This is a genomic window from Protofrankia sp. CiP3, assembly GCF_917627345.1.
GTDB lineage: Bacteria > Actinomycetota > Actinomycetes > Frankiales > Frankiaceae > Protofrankia.
In genome coordinates this window covers 111,700-131,379 of record NZ_CAKJTM010000001.1, presented here as the reverse complement: position 1 = coordinate 131,379, position 19,680 = coordinate 111,700, and the positions used below count along the sequence as shown (strand labels likewise).

Genomic DNA, 19,680 nt, shown 5'->3' with positions numbered 1-19,680 from the left:
TGGACCCGGCTCGCGGCTCCCCGCATCCCGCCCGACCGCCTTGTCGTCAGTCGGCGCCCAGCACCAGGGCGCCTTCCTCCGCCGCCTTGCCGGATCGGGCGTGGATGAGCCGCTCACTGATCGAACGCCCTATCCTCGGGCACTCTTAAGCCGGAACGGCTCAACTATTCTGAGCGTTAGTGAAGATGGAACACACAAAACGATCATTCTAGGACTCCCATGAACGCTGACCGGCTCACCGCCCGCTCCCAGGAAGCACTCTCCTCCGCAGTCAGCCGCGCCACCGGCGACGGCTCGCCGCTCGTCGACCCGCTTCATCTGCTGGTAGCCGTCCTGAGCCAGCCGAACGGGGTGGCGATCGACCTGCTCGACGCCACCGAGGTCCCGCTCGCCCAGGTATGCGCCCGCGCGGAAGCGGCGGTCAGCCGGCTGCCACACGCCACCGGCGCCAGCGTCTCCCCGCCGCAGCTGTCCCGGCAGCTCATCACCGTCCTCGACAACGCCGAGCGGCAGGCGAATCGGCTCGATGACGAATACACCTCGGTCGAGCACCTGTTGGTCGCGCTCGCGGAGGAGGGCGGTGAGGCCTCCCGGGTGCTGACCGAGTTCGGGGCGACGGCCGAGACCCTGCGCGGAGCCTTCGACACCGTCCGCGGCGGTGTCCGCCGAGTGACCAGCCGCGATCCCGAGGGCGCCTACCGGGCGCTGGAGAAGTTCTCCGTCGACCTGACCGAGCAGGCGCGGGCCGGCAAACTCGACCCGGTTATCGGCCGTGACGCCGAGATCCGACGGGTTGTGCAGGTCCTGTCCAGGCGGACGAAGAACAACCCGGTCCTCATCGGTGAACCGGGCGTCGGCAAGACCGCAATCGTCGAAGGCCTCGCGCTGCGGGTCGTCGCCGGTGATGTTCCGGAGTCCCTGCGCGACCGGCGCATCGTCTCGCTCGACCTCGGGTCGATGGTTGCCGGGTCGAAACTGCGAGGCGAGTTCGAGGAGCGGCTGCGGGCCGTCCTCAACGAGATCCGCTCCGCCGAAGGCCGGCTCATCACGTTCATCGACGAGCTGCACACGGTGGTCGGTGCCGGCGCCGCCGAAGGTTCCATGGACGCCGGCAACATGCTCAAGCCCATGCTCGCCCGCGGCGAGCTGCGCATGATTGGCGCGACAACCCTCAACGAGTACCGCACCCGTATCGAGAAGGACCCAGCCCTGGAGCGCCGGTTCCAACCGGTTCTGGTCGGCGAGCCGTCGACGGAGGACACCATCGGCATCCTGCGCGGGCTCAAGGAACGCTACGAGGTGCACCACGGTGTTCGCATCACCGACGCGGCTCTCGTCGCCGCCGCCACCCTGTCCGACCGGTACGTCAGCGGGCGCTTCCTGCCTGACAAGGCCATCGACCTTGTGGACGAGGCCGCGTCCCGGCTCCGGATGGAGATCGACAGCCGGCCGGTGGCCATCGACGAGCTGGAGCGGGCCGTCCGGCGCCTGGAGATCGAGGAGATGGCTCTGGCCAAGGAGAGCGACAAGGCATCCAAGGACCGTCTCGGCCGCCTCCAGCGCGAACTCACCGAGAAGCGGACCGAGCTGTCCAGCCTGACCGCCCGCTGGCAGCGGGAGAAGAGCTCCATCGTCGAGGTCCAGAAGGTCAAGGAGGAGCTGGAGAACGCCAAGCGGGCCATTGAGGTCGCCGAGCGCGACCTTGACCTGGCCAAGGCCGGCGAGCTGCGCTACGGCACGATCCCCATCCTGGAGAAACGGCTCGCCGCGGCAACCGACGCGCTGCCCGGCGCGGACGAGGCAGACGGCGCAATGCTGAAGGAGGAGGTCGGCCCGGACGATGTGGCCGAAGTCGTCGCCTCCTGGACAGGAATTCCCGCCGGCCGGCTGCTGGAGGGTGAAAGCGCCAAACTGCTCCGGATGGAGGACGAGCTGCACAGGCGCGTCATCGGCCAGCGGGCCGCGGTACGTGCTGTTTCCGATGCCGTGCGCCGTGCCCGCGCCGGCATCTCCGACCCGGACCGGCCGACCGGCTCTTTTCTCTTCCTCGGCCCCACCGGGGTCGGCAAGACCGAGCTGGCGAAGGCGCTCGCGGACTTTCTGTTCGACGACGAACGCGCGGTGGTGCGCATCGACATGAGCGAGTACGCCGAGAAGCACTCGGTGGCGCGGCTCATCGGCGCGCCACCCGGCTACATCGGATTCGAGTCGGGCGGGCAGCTCACCGAGACGATCCGCCGCCGCCCGTACAGTGTCATCCTGTTGGATGAGATCGAGAAGGCGCATCCGGACGTTTTCGACATCCTCCTGCAGGTGCTCGACGACGGGCGTCTCACCGACGGCCAGGGCCGGACGGTCGACTTCCGCAGCACGATCGTGGTACTGACGTCCAACCTCGGGTCGCAATTCATCGCGGATCCGACTCTGTCGCCACAGGTGCGGCACGATTCCGTGATGGTCGTCGTCCAGGAGGCATTCAAGCCCGAGTTCCTCAACCGGCTCGACGATGTCCTGGTCTTTGACCAGCTTGACCGCGACGACCTGGCCCGCATCGTCGACCTCCAGCTTGGCCTGCTGCGAGCCCGGCTCACCGACCGGCGGATCACGCTGACGGTCACCGACGCGGCACGTGCCTGGCTGGCCGACGCCGGCTTCGACCCGGTTTTCGGGGCCCGCCCGCTGCGGCGGCTGGTGCAGACCTCGATCGGAGACTCGCTGGCCCGGGAGCTGCTCGCCGGCACCGTACGGGACGGCGACGAGGTTGTCGTCGATGTCGGCCCGAACCGCCGTGGTCTCCAGGTTCACCCCGCGGTGCATACCGGATGATCGGTTCGGACTACGGCGTGTTTCGGAAGTCGTGGTTCGATCAGGGAGCCGCGTCCAGGTAGTTCCTGGCAAGGCCGCAGGCCACACCGATACCGGATGAGTTGTATCGGTGTGGCCGAGAACGCAGCCAGAGGCCGCCTGGACGTGGCGAGCCGGACAGATGGCTTTCGAAACACGCCCTAGGGCTCACTGTCGGCGTCGGCTCCCCGGATCCGCCAGGTGCCGATGTCGTCGCGGTAGAGGGTCTCGCCTTCCTCATGGAGCCTCCGATGATGCCGCCCGCATTGCAGAACAAGATTGTCGAGCTCGGTCGGCCCCCCATCGATCCAATGCACGAGATGATGACCGTCGCAGAACGACGGCGGCCGGTCACAGCCCGGGTAGACGCATCCGCCGTCGCGGAGCTCCAACGCGCGATGCTGCGCGGCAGAGACCGTGGGAGCCTCCCGACTGAGATCGAAAATTTTACTTTCGCCCCAGGTCAGCAGATGACTGACTTGTGCGTCGCACGCGATCCGGCGGATGGCGGCAAGACTGATCGGCCATCCGCCGGTGAAACCAGCACGGACGGTGAGCCTCGTGGGAAACTCCGGCGGACGGACCGCCGCTGCCGCACGCGCGGGGACGGCAGGAAGATCCGGGCCGGCTTCTGAGGCCGCCGAGGTTGCTGCCCGCATCGGCGGTAGCAACGCCGCGACATCGACTACAGCGGTCAGCTGCGGTCGATGGCCATGCACCTGCGAAAGATCTGCCTGGCCCAGATAATGTCGGGCGATTTCGACCAGGGCGTCCGCCCGACGCTGGGCTTTGGAGCGCGTATCGTCCGCCGCGGGCGCTCCTCCCATAGCCGCGTCCAAGGCCGCGGTGACGGTCTCCCCTCCTTCCGCGTCGAGCTGGCCCCGCAGGAACATCTTGCCCTCGAGCGAGGACGACACGGTCAACGCACACGCCCGATGAGCTCTGTTCCGATCTCCGCTCACGGCGTCAGGATCAGAGAGCGGATCGAACCGAGCCGCCATACCCCGCCGTGCGGGCAGATCAGCCAACCGCATACCGGCCACCCCTTCTACCCCAAAGGAAGTCGAACTCACGTTCGAAGCATAGCCGAAGCGAAGAGCGCGATCAACCCCGCGAAACGCGCGATGGGGCTGACCCAGCACCGGCGGTAAGGTGCTGCGGTGTGCTTTTCCGGTTCATCGACTCGGCGCGGCCTGCTCGCGGGTGCGGCGGTGGTGCTCGCCGGATGCGCGGCTGGCGGCCGTACCAGCGGTGGCACCGACAACGGCGGTGGTGACAGCGGCCGCGGCGCCGAGCCGTCGGCGGGCACGCCGCCAACGGCCACCGCGGGAGTTGTCCCGCCGTCGGCGGGTGCCGCCGCGGCAGCCTCCTCAACACCATCCACCGGAGGCGGCCCGGCGACCGAACTGGTACGCGCGAGCTCAGGCCGTCCGGAGGTGGCGCTGACGTTCCACACCAACGGCGACATCGCTCTGGTCGACGGGCTCCTCGCCGCCGTGGCCCAGGCCCAAGTGCCGATCACCTGCATGTTCGTGTGCAACTGGCTGGAGCGGTACCCGGACTACGCCCGCCGCGTCCGGGACGCCGGACACGAAATCGGGAACCACACGTACACCCATCTCGCCGATCTTGACCGACAGAGCGCTGCCGTGGTGCGCTCGGAGGTGGAGCGCTCGCAGGAGATCATGGAGCGGGTGACCGGCGGGCCGGGGGACTACTTCCGGCCCTCAGCGATGCACCATGCCACCCCGACGGTGCTCGCCGAGGCTGGCCGGGCTGGTTACGCGCACTGCCTGTCCTACGATGTGGATCCGCTCGACTACACCGACCCCGGCGCCGACGCGGTGGTCACGCGCACGCTTGCCGCGGTACAGCCCGGCTCGGTGGTGAGCCTGCACTTCGGGCATGCGGGCACGATCCCCGCCTTGCCTCGAATCATCACCGGTCTTCAGCAGAAGGGGCTACGCCCGGTGACGGTACACGATCTTTTCGCCTGACCTCGACCAGGCGCGGCGGCTGATGGCGCCGCGCCTGGATAGTGTCGGGCGATGCGAGGGCTCGCGGTTGCCGACGAGGTCCGGGCAGCGCTGGGCACGGGGCAGCCGGTGGTCGCGCTGGAGTCGACACTGATCGCCCACGGCCTGCCGCGTCCCCGTAACCGGGAGGTCGCGGCCGAGCTGGAAACGCTGCTGCGCGACCGCGGAGTGACGCCGGCCACCATCGCCGTGATCGACGGGACACCCACCGTCGGCCTGTGCCCGGATGCGCTCAGCGCAATCGCGGAGGCCTCGGATGTAGCGAAGCTGTCCGTCCGGGACCTGCCCGTCGCCTCCGCGCTGCACCGTACCGGCGCGACCACGGTCGCCGCCACGTCGCTGCTCGCCGCCCGTGCCGGCATCCGCGTCTTCGCCACCGGCGGGCTCGGCGGGGCGCACCGCGGCTGGGCCGACAGCGCGGACGAATCCGCGGACATGGTCACGCTGGCCTGTACCCCGATCACCGTGGTCTGCGCGGGGGTGAAGTCGATCCTGGACGTCGGCGCGACGCTCGAACGGCTGGAAACCCTCGGCGTGACCCTGCTCGGGTGGCGAACGAACAGCTTCCCCGGTTTTTACCTGTCCCGGACGGAGTTCGCTGTCGACTGGCGGGTGGAGGACGCGCGGCAGGTCGCCGCCGTCATGGCCGATGCCGACACGCTCGGCCTGCGCTCTGCCGTGGTCGTCGCCAATCCGGTGCCCGAGGCCGAGCAGCTCGACCATGACCTGCATGACCGGGTCCTCGCTGAGGCGCTGGCCGGGGCGGCCCGGCGGGGCCTGCGCGGGAAGGCCGTCACCCCTTTCCTGCTGGAGACGTTCCACCGCGAAACGGCCGGCGCCAGCCTGGAGACGAACATCGCCGTCGTCCGCAACAACGTGACCGTCGCCGCCGGCATCGCCACCGCCTGGGCCACCGAAGCTGGCGCTCCGGGTGTCGATGGAGCCGCAGGCTGATGGGGCACAGCATGCCGCCTGCTCGAAAACCCTGATAACCCGTCACGCTGTCGCGCCCGCCGTATCGCTTCCGTCTCAGACGGCCTTCCTGCGAACATCCTTGCTTGGGACCGGAGGCGGGGATGCTGGTGGACAGAGCCTGGAGAATCGTCGCGTGGTCGGCCCGGCCACGGCTCAAGTGGGCCGCCCTCCTGCTGTGGATCATTATTACGGTCGTTGTCAGCCCACTCGCGTCCAGACTGGCCGACGCGCAGAAGAACGACGCCGCGGCCTTCCTGCCCGCCGGAGCCGAATCCACCCGCGTGCTCACGGCCCAGCGGCTCCTGCCGGGCGGGGACGCCGTACCGGCGATCGTCGTCTTCGCCCGTGATCCCGAGCTGACCTCCGCCGACCGGGCAACGGTGGAGGCGCTCGGTCACGAGCTCCAAAGGTTCTCCGTAATCCCGATCGGTGGGCCTATCCCGTCCCCCAGGGGCAATGCGCTGCTGCTGAGTATCAGCCTCGCGCAGCGGTCAGACATCGTGGATTTCACCCATGACGTCAAGGAGATCCGCCGGATCGTGCGCAATGCCGCGCCGCCCGGGCTACAGACGGGGCTGGCCGGACCAGCCGGTCTGTTGACAGACTCCTACGACGTGTTCAGCGGTGTCGATACCACCCTGCTGTTCGTCACCGGTGGGGTTGTCGCGGTCATTCTCCTCATCGTCTACCGCAGCCCTTTCCTGTGGCTGGCGCCGCTGCTGTCGGTCGCCATCGCCGACCAGGTGGCCACCGCCCTGACCTATCTCGCGGCCAGGTACGGCGAGCTGACCGTCAACGGGCAGAGCGCTGGAATATTACGGGTGCTTGTATTCGGCGCGGGCACCGACTACGCGCTTCTGCTCATCGCCCGATACCGAGAGGAACTGACCAGGCACGAAAGTGCGCACGAGGCAATGGGGGTCGCTATCCGCCGGGCCGGGCCGGCGGTCGTCGCCTCCGCCGCGACGGTCATCGTGGGCCTGCTGTGCCTGTTACTGGGCGATCTCAACTCCGACCGAGGTCTCGGCCCGGTGGGAGCCATCGGTATAGCCGCGGCGCTGGTAACGATGATGACGCTTCTCCCGGCCGTGCTTGTCGCGTGCGGCCGGCGGTTGTTCTGGCCGTTCATCCCCGTGTACGGCACGGGAGCGGTCGAGGAATCCGGTTTCTGGTCACGGGCCGGCGCTCGAATCGCCGCGCGGCCTCGCCGGGTCTGGATCGCGGCCACGCTGGTACTGACCGGGCTGGCGTTCGCGACCGTACATCTGAACACGGACCTACGTGGAGATCAGGGATTCACCGGACCGGTGGACTCCGTGGTAGGTCAGGAACTCGCCCAGCGCAGTTTCCCGGCTGGCGCGACCGCGCCGGCATATGTCATTGCCAACGCCTCGGCCGCGGCCGACGTCCTTGCCACCATTCGCGGAAATCCCGCGGTCACCGCTGCCGAAGAAAACGGGCGCGGAGCGAACCTGGTCCAGTTCATTGCTATTCTTTCGCCGCCGCCCGACACGAAGGCCTCCTTCGACACGGTTAAACAGCTCCGGGATGCCGTCCACGCGATACCCGGCGCGGACGGGCTGGTCGGCGGAACAACCGCCGTGAATCTGGACGTACGCACCGCCTCCGTGCGCGATCAGCGGGTCGTCATCCCCGTGGTCCTGAGTGTCCTGGCCGTGATTCTCGGGCTGCTGCTGAGGGCGGTGGTCACCCCGTTACTGCTGATCGCGACCGTGGTGCTGTCGTTCCTGGCCGCGCTCGGCGCCAGCGCGCTCGCATATGACTGGCTGTTCGGCTTCGCCGGTGCCGATCCCTCCCTGCCATTGCTGGGATTCATCTTCCTGGTAGCGCTGGGAATCGATTACAACATCTTCCTGATGATCAGGGTCCGGGAAGAAGCTGAGAGAATCGGCCCCGAGCCGGGAGTACGCCACGGGCTTGCCGTCACCGGCGGCGTCATCACCTCGGCGGGAGTCGTGCTGGCGGCCACCTTCTCGGTACTGTTCATCCTGCCGCTGGTACAGCTTGCCGAGGTGGGCTTTCTGGTGGCGTTCGGCGTGCTGCTCGACACCCTGGTGGTGCGCTCGATCCTCGTCCCCGCGCTGGCGCTCGACATCGGCCCGAAGATCTGGTGGCCGAGTCGCCTGGCGACGCTACCGCCGGACCGGCTCGGGACAGCCGGCGCCGGCTCTGCCACCGACCATCAACAACGCCGAGGTCCTAGTCGGGCTTTGGGGCACACAGAGCACACAGAGCACGCCGTGACCACGCCCCGGGAGGCGGCATCCGCCATCACGGACGTGCCGCGGTCGCGAAGGGACTCTGCCACCGATATCCGCGAAAGCCCCTAACCGAAAGTCGGAAACTCCGGCCCGAATACCTGCCGCCACAGGTTGACAGCATCCTCGTGCCGGCCTGCCTGTTCCGCTTCAACAGCGTCATCAGCATGGGCACGGGCGAAACGCACCGACTCCGCAAGGGCGTCGCAGTCGCCTGGCTGCAGGTACGTCGACAGGTCACCGCCGACCTCCGCCGGGTCGTAGGCGGTGAATCCCTTGTTCTCGATGTGCCTGAAGACCTCCGCCAGCGCTTGCCGGGTGTTGAGCCCACGGTTGATCAGAATCTTGCCCGCGAGCGCCTCCAGGTGGAACGAACGCAGATGACTGCCACAGACTCGATTCCACGCCTTGAGCAGCCGAACCGCCGAGGCGACCCGCGGGCCCGCGTCCGCCATCCAGCTCGCGTGCCGCTCAGGGCGGGTCGGCAGCCATCCGCCCACACAGTCCGGCATGACATAACCAGCCCGCGGATGGTCGAAGGCGGGCACGAGATGGACGTCCGGGGCTGAGTTGTAGACGATGCGCATGGCCTGGCCACGCGTGCCGATCGTCTGGATGCGGTCACCGCCGATCGCGTTACGGACACAGAGCAGCAGGTCGCGAGAGTCCCAACGGAAGCGCTTCCACGCGCTGTTGGCGGCGCTGAACACGACAAAGATGTCAACCTCGTCCAGCGGGCGGATCATCGTGTCACGCCCCGCGGAACCGATGGTCGCCACACCGACGAGAGGCAACGCGCAGCGCGGCGGGAAGATCGCCCGCAGGGCCTGCTCGGCGTCATCCCGCCGGGCGTCGATGACCGCGCGGTCGTCGGCATTGAGGCGGACCAGGTCGTCGAGCTTGGCGAACGCACGAGCGGTGGTACCCACCAGCAGAGGGCCGGTCATGGCGCCCGTGATGGGACCGGTCTGTGGATTATGCGGATCGATACACGGATCATCCGGGAACAGCGGATTGCACGCCCCTGGCCCGGACTCGTCCGAACGGCGCCAATGTGGCGGAATAATTAGATGATCATACGTGACCTCGGACCCGCGCGGTCGCACTGGACCTGCCTCGTCCGGACTGTTCGTAAGTGCGACTTCACGCTGGGTTTCCACGCTCACTCTGAGAACCTCCCAGGCGCCTTCGCGCCAACCGTACGGTCCCCCATCCATGACACGCGCCGATGATCAACCGACACGGACGCGCGAGCTGGGCGACCGGTCCACACCGTCCCATTCGCGACATCGCATCTATGGTGCCGCATCCTGCGGCGAGGTAAACATCGGGGCCAGCTTGGTAACTCTAAGTTATGAAAATGATGAGAATGCGACCGTGCCGCCCGGACAGTGGTGACGCTACGGAGGCGGCGGCCGGAACCAGACCCGCCAACCATCCGCCAGCACTATGTCCGCGGGCACGAACGCGGTCGCCACAGCCAGCCGCTCACCCGTGCGGTCACCCACCCGCACCCGGCTCTCGACGACTACCTGACCGCGGAACTCCAGCCAGCTGGCCAGCGCCCGCAGCGCCTCGGTGGCATACCCCCGACGCCGGTAGGGACGTCCGATGGACACCGACACCAGGGCACGCCGGTCAACGGCATCCACCGCCAGCAGCCCGACAGCCGCCGAGTCGTCACCGCGTACCGTCCACGTCATCACACCGCGCCCCGCACCGGCTCGGCGGCGCAGGTCCCGCCGTAGCGCGGCGGTCGGATCGCCCGCCGCGTCGACAGCGATCCCCTGCGCCCGGTGCAGGCACGCACCCGCCAACAGCGGTCCCAGCTCCTCGGCCACGAAGCCCGCGTTCCACACCGTCAGGGGAAGCGCGAGCAGCCTGGATGTCGTCAGGGTCGGCCCCTCACCCACGGCTGGCGGGCTTCGCAACGCCGAGCAGTCCCCGCTCTCTCAGCAGCACCTCCGTGCGAGCCATCCCCTCGTCAAGGCCAACGCGGGGCTGCCAGCCGGCAAGGCGTCTGATCTTTGCGATCGAGTAGGTACCCGTTCGGGTCAGCTCCGTCAACGCAAGGGGGCCAAGATCGACATAAGATCGAGGATGCAGGCGCGAGCTCACCCGCCCGGACAACCACCCACGCTCGATCAGCAGTCGGTCGACCGAGTCGAGCGTACGAAGCACCGCCGCAGGTACCGAGTGTGGCAGCGGCAGGCCCGCCATCCGCGCATACCGGCCGAAAAACTCGGCTGCCCCGATGCCCGTGCCACCGGTGACATGCAGGATCTCACCTACCGTCGCCGGGGAGTCCGCCACCGCGGCGATCGCCGAAACAAGGTCGTCGACGTGGACCGGGCTCAGCACGCCCCGGCCAGAGTCCACCAGAACGAATCGGCCAGCCCGCAGCAGCAGCAACGGCCACAGGGTCCATCTGCCCGCCCGTGGTCCGTACGCGTCGCCGGCCCGCAGCACCGTCACCGCCAGACCGCGGGCGGCGGCGGCTATTGCCGTGTGCTCGGCCGCGGCCAGCGCGTCAGCCCGCGCCAAGCCCGTCATGGTGACGGGCACGGCCTCGTCAGCCTCGGCCGGGAAGGAGCCACCCAGCACGCTCACGCAGGAAATGTGGACAACGCGGCCGACACCAGCACGTTGGCATGCGTCCAGGACGCTGGCCGTGCCCGCTACCGTGATCCTGCGTAGTTCACCGTCCGCAAGCGGAACCGACCGGCTCGGCACGCCAGCGCGGACCGCGGTCAGTTCGCCGCCGCCGCCTGTCCCGACCGCTGCCGCATGCACGACAAGATCCGCTCCGACAAGGAGTTTCTCCCAGTCACCCGGATGGGTGATGTCGGCCACGACGATGCCGGGACCACGACGGACGTCTACCGGCACGACGTCGTAGCCGCGTAGACGGAACTCCCGCGCAACCGCGTCCCCGATGAATCCGCCAGCGCCGGTCACCACCGCACGAACCACGTCGCCCCCTCTCGCCCTGGGGTCCACCCGGTGAAACACAGACCACGGGGATCCACTTTCTCGGAAGATCGGTTCACGATCCACCGGGTTCCCTGGCCCGGACACACCCGGATCCATCAAGATCCACTAGATAGACCTAACGCACCGTCACGCCCAACGCGTCGACAGGTCGCTCCAGTCGCATGATATCGACCCTACGTGATCGGCACCCAAGAGTAACCGCTTTTGAGAACCGATGGCTGTGACCGTCCGAACGCAATTGCCGGTATCATGCGGCGTACGCCAGCACCCGACAAGCAGCGAAATATACGTTAAAAGCGACTGGTAACAGGGGACGCGGCCGAGCGGGGCCGGGGTGCGTGCGCCCCAGTCCCGCTCGGTGACTCCTAGGGCGTCCCGAAATCCTGCGTCCAGTACATCCCGTAGCTGCCCCCCACGCCGTAGCCGACGCCGATCTGCTTCAACGAGCAGTTAAGGATGTTCTCACGGTGCCCGGCACTGTTCATCCAGCCGGTCATGACCTCAGCGGGAGTGCGCTGCCCAGCGGCGATGTTCTCGGCCGCGATCGAGAACTGGTACCCGGCGGCGGCCATACGCTGGAACGGCGTCCGGCCGTCCTGGCTTGTGTGACTGAAGTAATTGTGGGTGGCCATGTCATCGCTGTGCGCCTGCGCCGCGGCTGTCAGCCTGGAGTCAACGGTCAGCGGAGCACAGCCAGCTTTAGCCCGCTCGGTGTTCGTGAGCGTTACCACCTGGGATACCGGGTCTGCCGGCGCCGCCTCGGTCGCGGCGACCGGTATGGCCGGCGCGGCCGTGCGCGCGGGACCTGTCACCGTGGCCTCCGCGCCCGCCGCGGACCGCGGCTGTGGGCTCGGCACGAACGACGGCGACGGGATGACCGTCGCTCCGGGCGACGCATGTGCGTCCGAGGTGCTTGCCGGTGCGGGCGTGTTGATGATCCGCATTCGGCTCGTCCGTACCCACGGGGTCCGCGACCCATTGAACACGGCCTCGTTCAAGGTGTATAAGCCGTCAGGTACCGAACGGGTATCGAGACTGATCTCATATGGGGCAACGGGTGCCACCCGGACGATCGTGCCGGGCCCTCGCAGAACGTAGGCCACCCACGTCTGCGCGTCGGCTGGGACAGCGGTGCGAATCTGAACGGTCCCGCTGACCGTGCCGCGGTCGACAATCTGCTGCGATACAGATTGAGCCGCAAGCTCAACCGGTGATGTCGACGACATCAGGGCCGAGGAGGCAGTCGAATTGCCCGCGGCGGCGGGCCCTCCCCCGTGGACAACCTGAGTCAGCAGCAGCCCGGTCGTGGCAAGAACAAGAACGAATACTGCCAGGACAGCGCCGGACCAGCCCTGCCGGGAACGGCGATGTCTGCGATGTCGATCCATGGAACCTTCCGTATGGTCGGTCCCCCCCGCGTCGTGTCCCCTCCGCGTCCCCTCCAACAGGGACAAGGGTAGCGAGTACTAGGCATGGTGAGCCATCTGATATCGCTTTTGACCGAATAGTCATGAGCAGATCGGGCCAGCGTATCGCTGTGCCTGAGGAGCCCGCGGACGCGCCGTATCGGATAAGCGACCAGCGACCCAGGCCAGCTACCCCCGGTAGCGCCGGAACGGACCCGCCCGCGATACCGACGACACTGGAACTCAACCGCCGCCCCGCCCCGATCAGGAACATCGCGATCGGGAACATCGCGACAGCACCGGCAGTCCAGCCGTGGTGCCCGCTCCCGCACGCCCAGGGGCAAACGTCCGCATCCGTCGGACAAACCGGGCCACAAGCCGGGCCAGAGTGCCAAAGCCCTGGTAGAGGGCATCAACACAGGCACGTGTCCGGCCGTGACGCCGTTGGAGACGGGGCCCGCCAGACCTCGGCGCGGTAACATGACCGACTACGGCGCCAGCGGTCGCGGCCAGCACGATCCCGGACGTGGGCGCACTGTGCGACATGTCCGTGCGCGGGTCTGCCGCGAGCAGGCCGGCAACGAACAGGATCGTGTCACCAGGCAGCCAGAAATCGATATCGATGAGGACGCCGCTGTCGACGAATACGAGCGTGAAGATGCCAGCATAGAGCGCCGCGCCGGACGGGCCATCCACACTCACGGATCCCAGCCCGCCCCGATGACCCGCTCATCATACTCATCGTGCGGCTTCCCGCCCATGATTGCCGAACAAATCAGTTCATTACCAACCGGACAGACACGCAACCCCGACTGCTCACAGGAGCCAGACCCATGCCCATCGCCACCCCGGACGTCTACGCGCAGATGCTTGACCGGGCCAAGACCGAGGCGTTCGCCTACCCGGCGATCAACGTTACTTCGTCCGAAACCCTGAACGCCGCGCTGAAGGGCTTCGCCGATGCCGGCAGTGACGGCATCGTACAGGTTTCCACCGGTGGCGCCGATTTCCTCTCCGGCACCAGGGTGAAGAACATGGTCCTCGGCGCCCAGGCGCTCGCCGAGTTCGCCCATCATGTCGCAAAGGCCTACCCGGTCAATATCGCCCTGCACACCGATCACTGCCCGGCGGACAAACTCGACACTTATCTGCGTCCGCTGCTCGCGATCTCCAAGGAACGGGTTCTCAGCGAAGGAAGGCCCCCCCTCTTCCAGTCACACATGTGGGACGGCTCGGTGGTCGAACTCGAGGAAAATCTCAAGATTGCCGACGCTCTCCTGATTGAATGCCACCAGGCTGAGATCGTCCTGGAAGTGGAGATCGGCGTCGTCGGCGGTGAGGAGGATGGGGTCGTCGGCGCGATCGACGAGAAGCTCTACACCACACCAGCGGATATGTGGCGAACCGCCGAGGTTCTCGGCACCGGCGAACGGGGTCGCTACATGCTCGCCGCAACCTTCGGAAACGTACACGGTGTGTACAAGCCGGGCAACGTGAAACTCCGTCCAAGCATCCTTCGGGACGGACAGCAGTATGTCGCGCGACAGCTCGGGCTGCCAGCCGATACCAAGCCGTTCGACCTGGTGTTTCACGGCGGTAGCGGCTCCGACCCGGCCGAAATCCGCGAAGCGCTGGACTACGGCGTTGTGAAGATGAATGTGGACACCGACACTCAGTACGCGTTCACTCGGCCGATCGTCGACCATATTTTCAAGAATTATGACGGAGTGCTGAAAGTTGACGGCGAGGTCGGTGTGAAGAAACAGTACGACCCACGCAGCTACGGCAAGGCGGCCGAGAGCGGCATGGCCGCCCGCGTCGTGCGGGCCTGCGAGGACCTGCGCTCCGCCGGGCGTTCGCTCACCGGCTGAGCCGGCCGGCTCACCGGCCGGAGGACGCGCGAGCATCGCTTTTCGCGCATCCTCCGGCCGCCACCGGATCCTCGTACCCAACCAGACCGGTCCGTGCGGCCCTGCCCTTCCCCGTCGTAGAACCTGTTTTGAATCACAGCCGTCGACCGCCCGGACAGAAGATTCAAAACAGGTTCCCCCAGAATGCATCGGACGATATCGTGTGAACGTCCGCTATGACTGCTGGGAACCTGAATTCGATGCGGTGCCGCGGGCTACGCAAACAACCTGTCCGGGTGCACGCGGTATTACTCGGGCCAGCTGCGGCACGGTGGCCGCCCCACCGCTGCCCGTGGTTTCCGTCGCTGGAAAGTGCTGAGCGCGCGCCTGCGTGCGTTAGCAGCCGATCTCGAGATACGGCAAGGGCGCCCAGCCCGATGTGCGCATAGTCACGAAGCGCATTCACGACTTGTTCAGCCACCAGCGATGCTGGTTATGGTCTGCGCCGTGCCCGTCGATACGGCGGGGACACGTCGGGCGGCACGCCGAATCCTGCCCGCGCCCGACGAAAACCAAACTTGCGGCAGGAACGGGGGACCCACTTCCGGGCGTCGATACCAGGCGTCCTCGGGGTGAAGCCGCGAAAGCGGCCGGGCAGTCCCAGCCCGAACCCGACAGCTCACCTCGCAGGCGTGGGGAAGGGCATTACCAATATGTCCCGTACAAGTTCTCGCGGCCGACATCGCGGAATTCGCCGGGCCCGGGTCCGTACCCGAGCCATGGTGCTGACCCCGGCCCTGCTCGCGGCGATCAGTGGTGGCATCGCGATGTCACAACCGGCCAGCGCCGCCACCACGTGGGAGGGGCTTCGCCAGTGCGAGTCCGGCGGTGACTACACGGCCAACACCGGCAACGGCTATTACGGCGCATACCAGTTCTCGCTGAGCACCTGGCAGAGCCTGGGCTACACCGGACTGCCCAGCAGCGCCTCCCCGAGCACCCAGGACGAGGCCGCGCTCAAGCTCGCCACCCAATCCGGCTTCGGCCAGTGGCCCGTCTGCGGCCGGGGCATGGGCGCCGGCCAACTCGGGGCTGGCGCCAGCTCGTCAGGCAGCGGCTCATCATCAAACAGCACCGGCACCGGCTCGTCGGGCACCAGCTCGTCGGGCGCCAGCTCGTCGGGCGCCAGCTCGTCGGGCGCCAGCTCGTCAAGTCCAGGCAGCGCCACCGCCAGCAGCGCCAGTCCAGACAGCACCGGTTCGTCGGACAGCAGCTCGTGGCAGGCACGCTCATACGGCAGAAGCGGTTCCTCGCGTTGGGCATGGCGCGCGGCGGACGCGGCCACTCCGTCGACCGCTGTCGCTTCCGCTGCCACGCCCTTCACGACCGATCTGGTCGACCAGGTGCGACCGGACGTGCGGTCATGGCAGCGGCAGATGAACGGTCTTGGTTACAACATCCAGATTGATGGTCAGTACGGACCGGAGTCGGCTGGTGCGGCGAGCCATCTCCAGGCTGACAAGGGCCTGACGGTGGACGGAATCTGCGGACCGCAAACCTGGACGGCCACCTTCAGCTGAGCCTGAACCGAACGGCTACCGCCTGACGGCTACGAAACTGATATAGACCCCGCACACGACGAGTCGGGCTGGCCACACCAAAGTGACAACAAACACAACAGATAAACACCATAACGACCAGCCCGATTACTCGTCGTTACAAAAACCCAACACAAGCAACCCTCCGGCGGAGCTTTCCCAATCGCCAGGTACAGTTCTCAGTTTGGCCCACATAGTTCATTCGGGGGATGTAGGCCAGATCCATGTAGTTCATCCGACACCCCGATTTGCTTCGAAAGAGCCAGGCTCGCTAGAGTCCTCCCCACTCGCCAGATCGGCGAGGCCGCGCGAACGGACGCCGAATCCCGTCCCCGTCCGCCGTGGCAGGACCTACCGCGAAGCCGCCAGGACGGGATCGGGGGAACCACATCCGGATACCGAGACGCCGGTGTCCTTGGGGTGAAGCCAACGACGCGCATGGGCGTCACCGGCCGGGCATGTTCCCAGCCCGAACCCGACAGCTCACCTCGTAGGCGACGGGAAGGACCGACCCACATGCCGTCTGTTGGCAGGCACCGCGCCCCGCAACAGTCGTCCACCGCAGTCAAGGTCCTGCGCACCACTGGTGCTGTCACAGCACTCGTGGGCAGTGGTCTCGCCGTCGCGGCCAGCCCAGCGAGCGCCGCGACCGCCGACGACTTCGCCAAACTCCGCCAGTGCGAGTCCGGTAACAACTATCACATCAATACCGGCAACGGTTTCTACGGCGCCTACCAGTTCGACGCCGGGACCTGGCATGGCCTGGGTTATTCCGGTCTTCCCAGCGACGCGCCACCGGCGCTGCAGGACGATGCCGCCCACAAGCTCTACAACGCTCGCGGCTGGTCCCCTTGGCCGTCCTGCTCAGTCAAGATGGGCCTGACCAACAACGGCCCAGCACCGCAGACAGCGGCAGCCGTCCCCAGCACCGAGGTGGTCCAGCAGGCGGTTGCCCCAGCGCAGCCTCCGATGACCTTGGAACGCGCGAAGGCCCAGCTGGCATCGTCAAACTTCGCCGGCACAACCCTTTCCACCGCGCTGGCCGGTGAAGTTCGCGCTGACGCTTACGTCTGGCAGAGCACGATGCGTGAGAAGAAGTTCATTCTGCAGGTGGACGGCCGCTTCGGCGGGGAATCCCAGGGTCTCGCGTCGCTGTACAGCTATCTGACACGGGTCGACGACGGACAGACCGGTGTGGTCGGCAAGAACCTCTGGGACATCACCGTCACCAGCCCGTCGGCCCTGTGAGCGCGGGCACTCGTAAGAGGCTCCAGCAGTAGGGTGTTCGATCAGACAGCGGCGTCCGGATGGATGGATCGCGAGGCTGCGGAGGGGTGCGCCGGAGGTGTTGGGCGTCGACCGACGAGCCAGCGTATCCGTGCACCACGCGGCGATGGACGGGGAGCGATGGCTTGCGGCGCCGCTTGGGCGGCGCAAGCCGGACAGTCCTGTTGCCGGGCGCTCTGAACCACAATTTTCCCGGCTGTCCGAAGACGATGTCGGCTTCGGCCCCCGATCCCGCGGCGGACCTGATGGCCCACCCCCTCCCACCAGGTCCGCCGCGTGAGAGCTCCCCATGCGATGCGGCATGAGCGCGATCCGGCAGGATGAGCCTCATGACGACATCCCCCGAACGTCCGGATCTCCTTGGCGGTCCGCCTCCGACAAGGCTCGCTCTCGATCCGGCCGCAGCCAGGGCCCTCAGCGTCGGCGATACCCCGGAGGCTGTCGCGGGCCGCTTCCCGGACTCAAGCCTCGCCTGGGCGATGTTGGCCGAGCGCTCCCTGGACGCGGGCGCGGCTGTCACGGGCTACGCCTACGCGCGGACCGGGTACCACCGCGGTCTGGACCAGCTGCGCCGTGCCGGTTGGCGCGGGCATGGGCCGATCCCGTGGTCCCATGAGCCCAACCAGGGCTTCCTACGCGCGCTCGCGGCGCTGAGCCGTGCCGCCGCCGCCATCGGTGAAACCGAGGAGGCCGCCCGCTGCCGGGAGTTCCTCGCCGACAGCGATTCCGAGGCATCCAGCGTGCTGGGCTTCACAAGCGACTGAGCCGCTTGTGGATACCGGCCACGTTGCACCGGTTATAGGGGACTGTCCGGCTCGCGCCGTCCGGGTGGGGCATCCCGTGGTTGTCGTCGGTCGACGCCCAGCACCTCCGACGTCTCCCTCCGCCGCCTCGCGATGCACGCACCCCAGCCCCGCTCCTTGATCCACACCCCTATTGCCGGGCGCTCTTAACCGACCTGTGCGGCGGCGCGCAGCGCGCACGTGATCGCGTTGATGTCGGCATCGGTCGAGATGAACGGCGGCATGGTGTAAAGGAGATCCCGGAACGGCCGCAGCCAGACGCCGTTGCGCGACGCGGCCCTGGTCGCGGCCGGCACGTCCACCGGATGATCAAGCTGGACGACCCCGATCGCGCCCAGGACCCGCACGTCGGCGACTCCGGGAAACGCGGCCACGGACGACAGCCCGCTCGCCAGCCGGGCCTCGATACGGGCGACCGAGGCCGCCCACGCCCCCTCCGCGAGCAGGTCCAGTGACGCATTGGCTACCGCACAGGCGAGCGGGTTCCCCATGAAGGTCGGGCCGTGAGCCAGCACCGGCATCTCGCCCCGCGAAATCCCCCGGGCGACCTCCTCGGAGCACAAGGTGGCGGCCAGCGAGAGATAGCCGCCGGTCAGAGCCTTCCCGACACACATGATGTCGGGGCTGACACCGGCGTGTTCAACCGCGAACAGCCTCCCGGTACGCCCGAAGCCGGTGGCGATCTCATCAAGGATCAGCAACACGTTGTGGTCGCATGCCAGCTCCCGCAGTGCCCGGACGTAGCCGGGGCTGTGGAAGGTCATCCCACCGGCGCCCTGGACCACCGGTTCCACGATGATCGCCGCGATGTGGTCAGCGTTGCAGGCCAGCAGGTCCGCGAAGTCCGCCAGATACCTCGGGTCGGTCGGGACATCGAAGCCGCCGGGTGGCTGGTCCGCGAAGACCTGGGCCGGCAGCACCCGCCGCCAGAGCTGATGCATGCCGCCGACCGGGTCGCACACGGACATCGGATGGAATGTGTCGCCGTGATAGCCCCCGCGCCAGGTCATCAGCCGGACCTTCTCCGGACGCCCCGTCGACCGCCAGTACTGGATCGCCATCTTGGCGGCGACCTCGACGGACACGGAGCCGGAGTCCGTGAGGAACACGTGGCGCAGCGGCTCAGGCGTCATCTCCACCAGCCGGGCGGCCAGCCTGATCGCCGGCTCGTGGGTCAGGCCGCCGAACATCACATGGCTCATCTTTGCCGCCTGGGCATGCAGGGCGGCGTCCAGAGCGGGGTGCGCATAGCCGTGGATGGCGGCCCACCAGGAGGACATTCCGTCGATCAGCTCGGACCTGCCTTCGACTGGCCTCGCCAGGCGCAGGCGTGTCCCGGACGCGGATTCGACGAGGAACGTCTCATGTGTGGAGGGCATCGGCCCATAGGGATGCCAGACGTGCGCCTGGTCGAGCGCAAGCAGGCGATCCGCCGACAGGGGTGCCCGGCTGCCCAGGCCCACCTGGCCGGGCACGCCAGTGGGGCTACTCGATGACACATCACCCTCCAGGGTCGGGACACGCGGCGCAGGGCCGGAGATTCTTTGACGGCTCGTGTCTGTGTGGTGCTCAGTCGTAGCGGCCGGCACGTCCGCGGCAGCGGCCGCG

Annotated in this window: 15 protein-coding genes and 2 riboswitches; of the genes, 8 read left to right on the top strand and 7 right to left on the bottom strand. The window is 67.5% G+C overall.

Features of this window, described 5'->3' with window-relative positions; translation table 11 throughout:
• The first annotated feature begins 219 nt into the window (after positions 1 to 219).
• Entirely contained in the window at positions 220 to 2,826 is a 2,607-nt protein-coding gene (gene clpB, locus MJ797_RS00570) for an ATP-dependent chaperone ClpB (protein ID WP_239329514.1), read from the top strand.
• 179 nt (positions 2,827 to 3,005) lie between these two features.
• Here clpB and MJ797_RS00565 read toward each other — a convergent pair whose 3' ends face one another.
• Positions 3,006 to 3,845, bottom strand: coding sequence for an HNH endonuclease signature motif containing protein (locus MJ797_RS00565; RefSeq protein ID WP_239330179.1), 840 nt, complete (start codon positions 3,843 to 3,845; stop codon positions 3,006 to 3,008).
• Positions 3,846 to 4,004: 159 nt separating this feature from the next.
• Here MJ797_RS00565 and MJ797_RS00560 point away from each other — a divergent pair, with 159 nt between their 5' ends.
• From MJ797_RS00560 to MJ797_RS00550, 3 genes are all read left to right on the top strand, one after another.
• The gene (locus tag MJ797_RS00560; protein WP_239329496.1) at positions 4,005 to 4,841 is read left to right on the top strand and encodes a polysaccharide deacetylase family protein; all 837 of its coding nucleotides are present in this window, start codon (positions 4,005 to 4,007) and stop codon (positions 4,839 to 4,841) included.
• Between the two features lie 51 nt (positions 4,842 to 4,892).
• On the top strand, positions 4,893 to 5,834 hold the full coding sequence (locus MJ797_RS00555) for a pseudouridine-5'-phosphate glycosidase (protein ID WP_239329477.1): 942 nt from the start codon (positions 4,893 to 4,895) through the stop codon (positions 5,832 to 5,834).
• A 128-nt stretch (positions 5,835 to 5,962) separates the two neighbouring features.
• Positions 5,963 to 8,206: an MMPL family transporter gene (locus tag MJ797_RS00550; protein WP_239329468.1), complete on the top strand. Its 2,244-nt coding sequence runs from the start codon at positions 5,963 to 5,965 to the stop codon at positions 8,204 to 8,206.
• Here the strand turns inward: MJ797_RS00550 and MJ797_RS00545 are convergent.
• The 5 genes from MJ797_RS00545 to MJ797_RS00525 form a co-directional block, all read right to left on the bottom strand.
• Entirely contained in the window at positions 8,203 to 9,300 is a 1,098-nt protein-coding gene (locus tag MJ797_RS00545) for a nucleotidyltransferase (RefSeq protein WP_239329458.1), read from the bottom strand. The two genes, MJ797_RS00550 and MJ797_RS00545, sit on opposite strands and share 4 nt — an antisense overlap.
• Positions 9,301 to 9,534: 234 nt before the next feature.
• Positions 9,535 to 10,047: a GNAT family N-acetyltransferase gene (locus MJ797_RS00540; RefSeq protein WP_239329456.1), complete on the bottom strand. Its 513-nt coding sequence runs from the start codon at positions 10,045 to 10,047 to the stop codon at positions 9,535 to 9,537.
• Entirely contained in the window at positions 10,040 to 11,107 is a 1,068-nt protein-coding gene (locus tag MJ797_RS00535) for an NAD(P)-dependent oxidoreductase (RefSeq protein ID WP_239329446.1), read from the bottom strand. The genes MJ797_RS00540 and MJ797_RS00535 overlap by 8 nt, the downstream gene beginning before the upstream one ends.
• Positions 11,108 to 11,493: 386 nt before the next feature.
• Positions 11,494 to 12,516: a CAP domain-containing protein gene (locus tag MJ797_RS00530; protein ID WP_239329435.1), complete on the bottom strand. Its 1,023-nt coding sequence runs from the start codon at positions 12,514 to 12,516 to the stop codon at positions 11,494 to 11,496.
• Between the two features lie 282 nt (positions 12,517 to 12,798).
• A complete protein-coding gene (locus tag MJ797_RS00525) occupies positions 12,799 to 13,236 on the bottom strand; it encodes a hypothetical protein (RefSeq protein ID WP_239329426.1) in 438 nt (145 codons plus the stop codon).
• Between the two features lie 131 nt (positions 13,237 to 13,367).
• On the opposite strand from MJ797_RS00525, the gene fbaA reads away from it, so the two are divergent.
• From fbaA to MJ797_RS00495, 4 genes are all read left to right on the top strand, one after another.
• Positions 13,368 to 14,405: a class II fructose-bisphosphate aldolase gene (gene fbaA, locus MJ797_RS00520; protein WP_239329408.1), complete on the top strand. Its 1,038-nt coding sequence runs from the start codon at positions 13,368 to 13,370 to the stop codon at positions 14,403 to 14,405.
• A gap of 512 nt (positions 14,406 to 14,917) precedes the next feature.
• Positions 14,918 to 15,092, top strand: a riboswitch (cyclic di-AMP (ydaO/yuaA leader).
• A 5-nt stretch (positions 15,093 to 15,097) separates the two neighbouring features.
• Entirely contained in the window at positions 15,098 to 15,964 is an 867-nt protein-coding gene (locus tag MJ797_RS26900) for a transglycosylase family protein (RefSeq protein WP_308128265.1), read from the top strand.
• A gap of 369 nt (positions 15,965 to 16,333) precedes the next feature.
• Positions 16,334 to 16,492, top strand: a riboswitch (cyclic di-AMP (ydaO/yuaA leader).
• A 6-nt stretch (positions 16,493 to 16,498) separates the two neighbouring features.
• A complete protein-coding gene (locus tag MJ797_RS00500; protein ID WP_239308290.1) occupies positions 16,499 to 17,230 on the top strand; it encodes a transglycosylase family protein in 732 nt (243 codons plus the stop codon).
• A 368-nt stretch (positions 17,231 to 17,598) separates the two neighbouring features.
• Positions 17,599 to 18,033, top strand: a complete 435-nt coding sequence (locus MJ797_RS00495) for a DUF3151 domain-containing protein (protein WP_239329397.1) — start codon at positions 17,599 to 17,601, stop codon at positions 18,031 to 18,033.
• A gap of 185 nt (positions 18,034 to 18,218) precedes the next feature.
• Here MJ797_RS00495 and MJ797_RS00490 read toward each other — a convergent pair whose 3' ends face one another.
• Entirely contained in the window at positions 18,219 to 19,511 is a 1,293-nt protein-coding gene (locus MJ797_RS00490; RefSeq protein ID WP_374581100.1) for an adenosylmethionine--8-amino-7-oxononanoate transaminase, read from the bottom strand.
• Positions 19,512 to 19,680 lie beyond the last annotated feature (169 nt).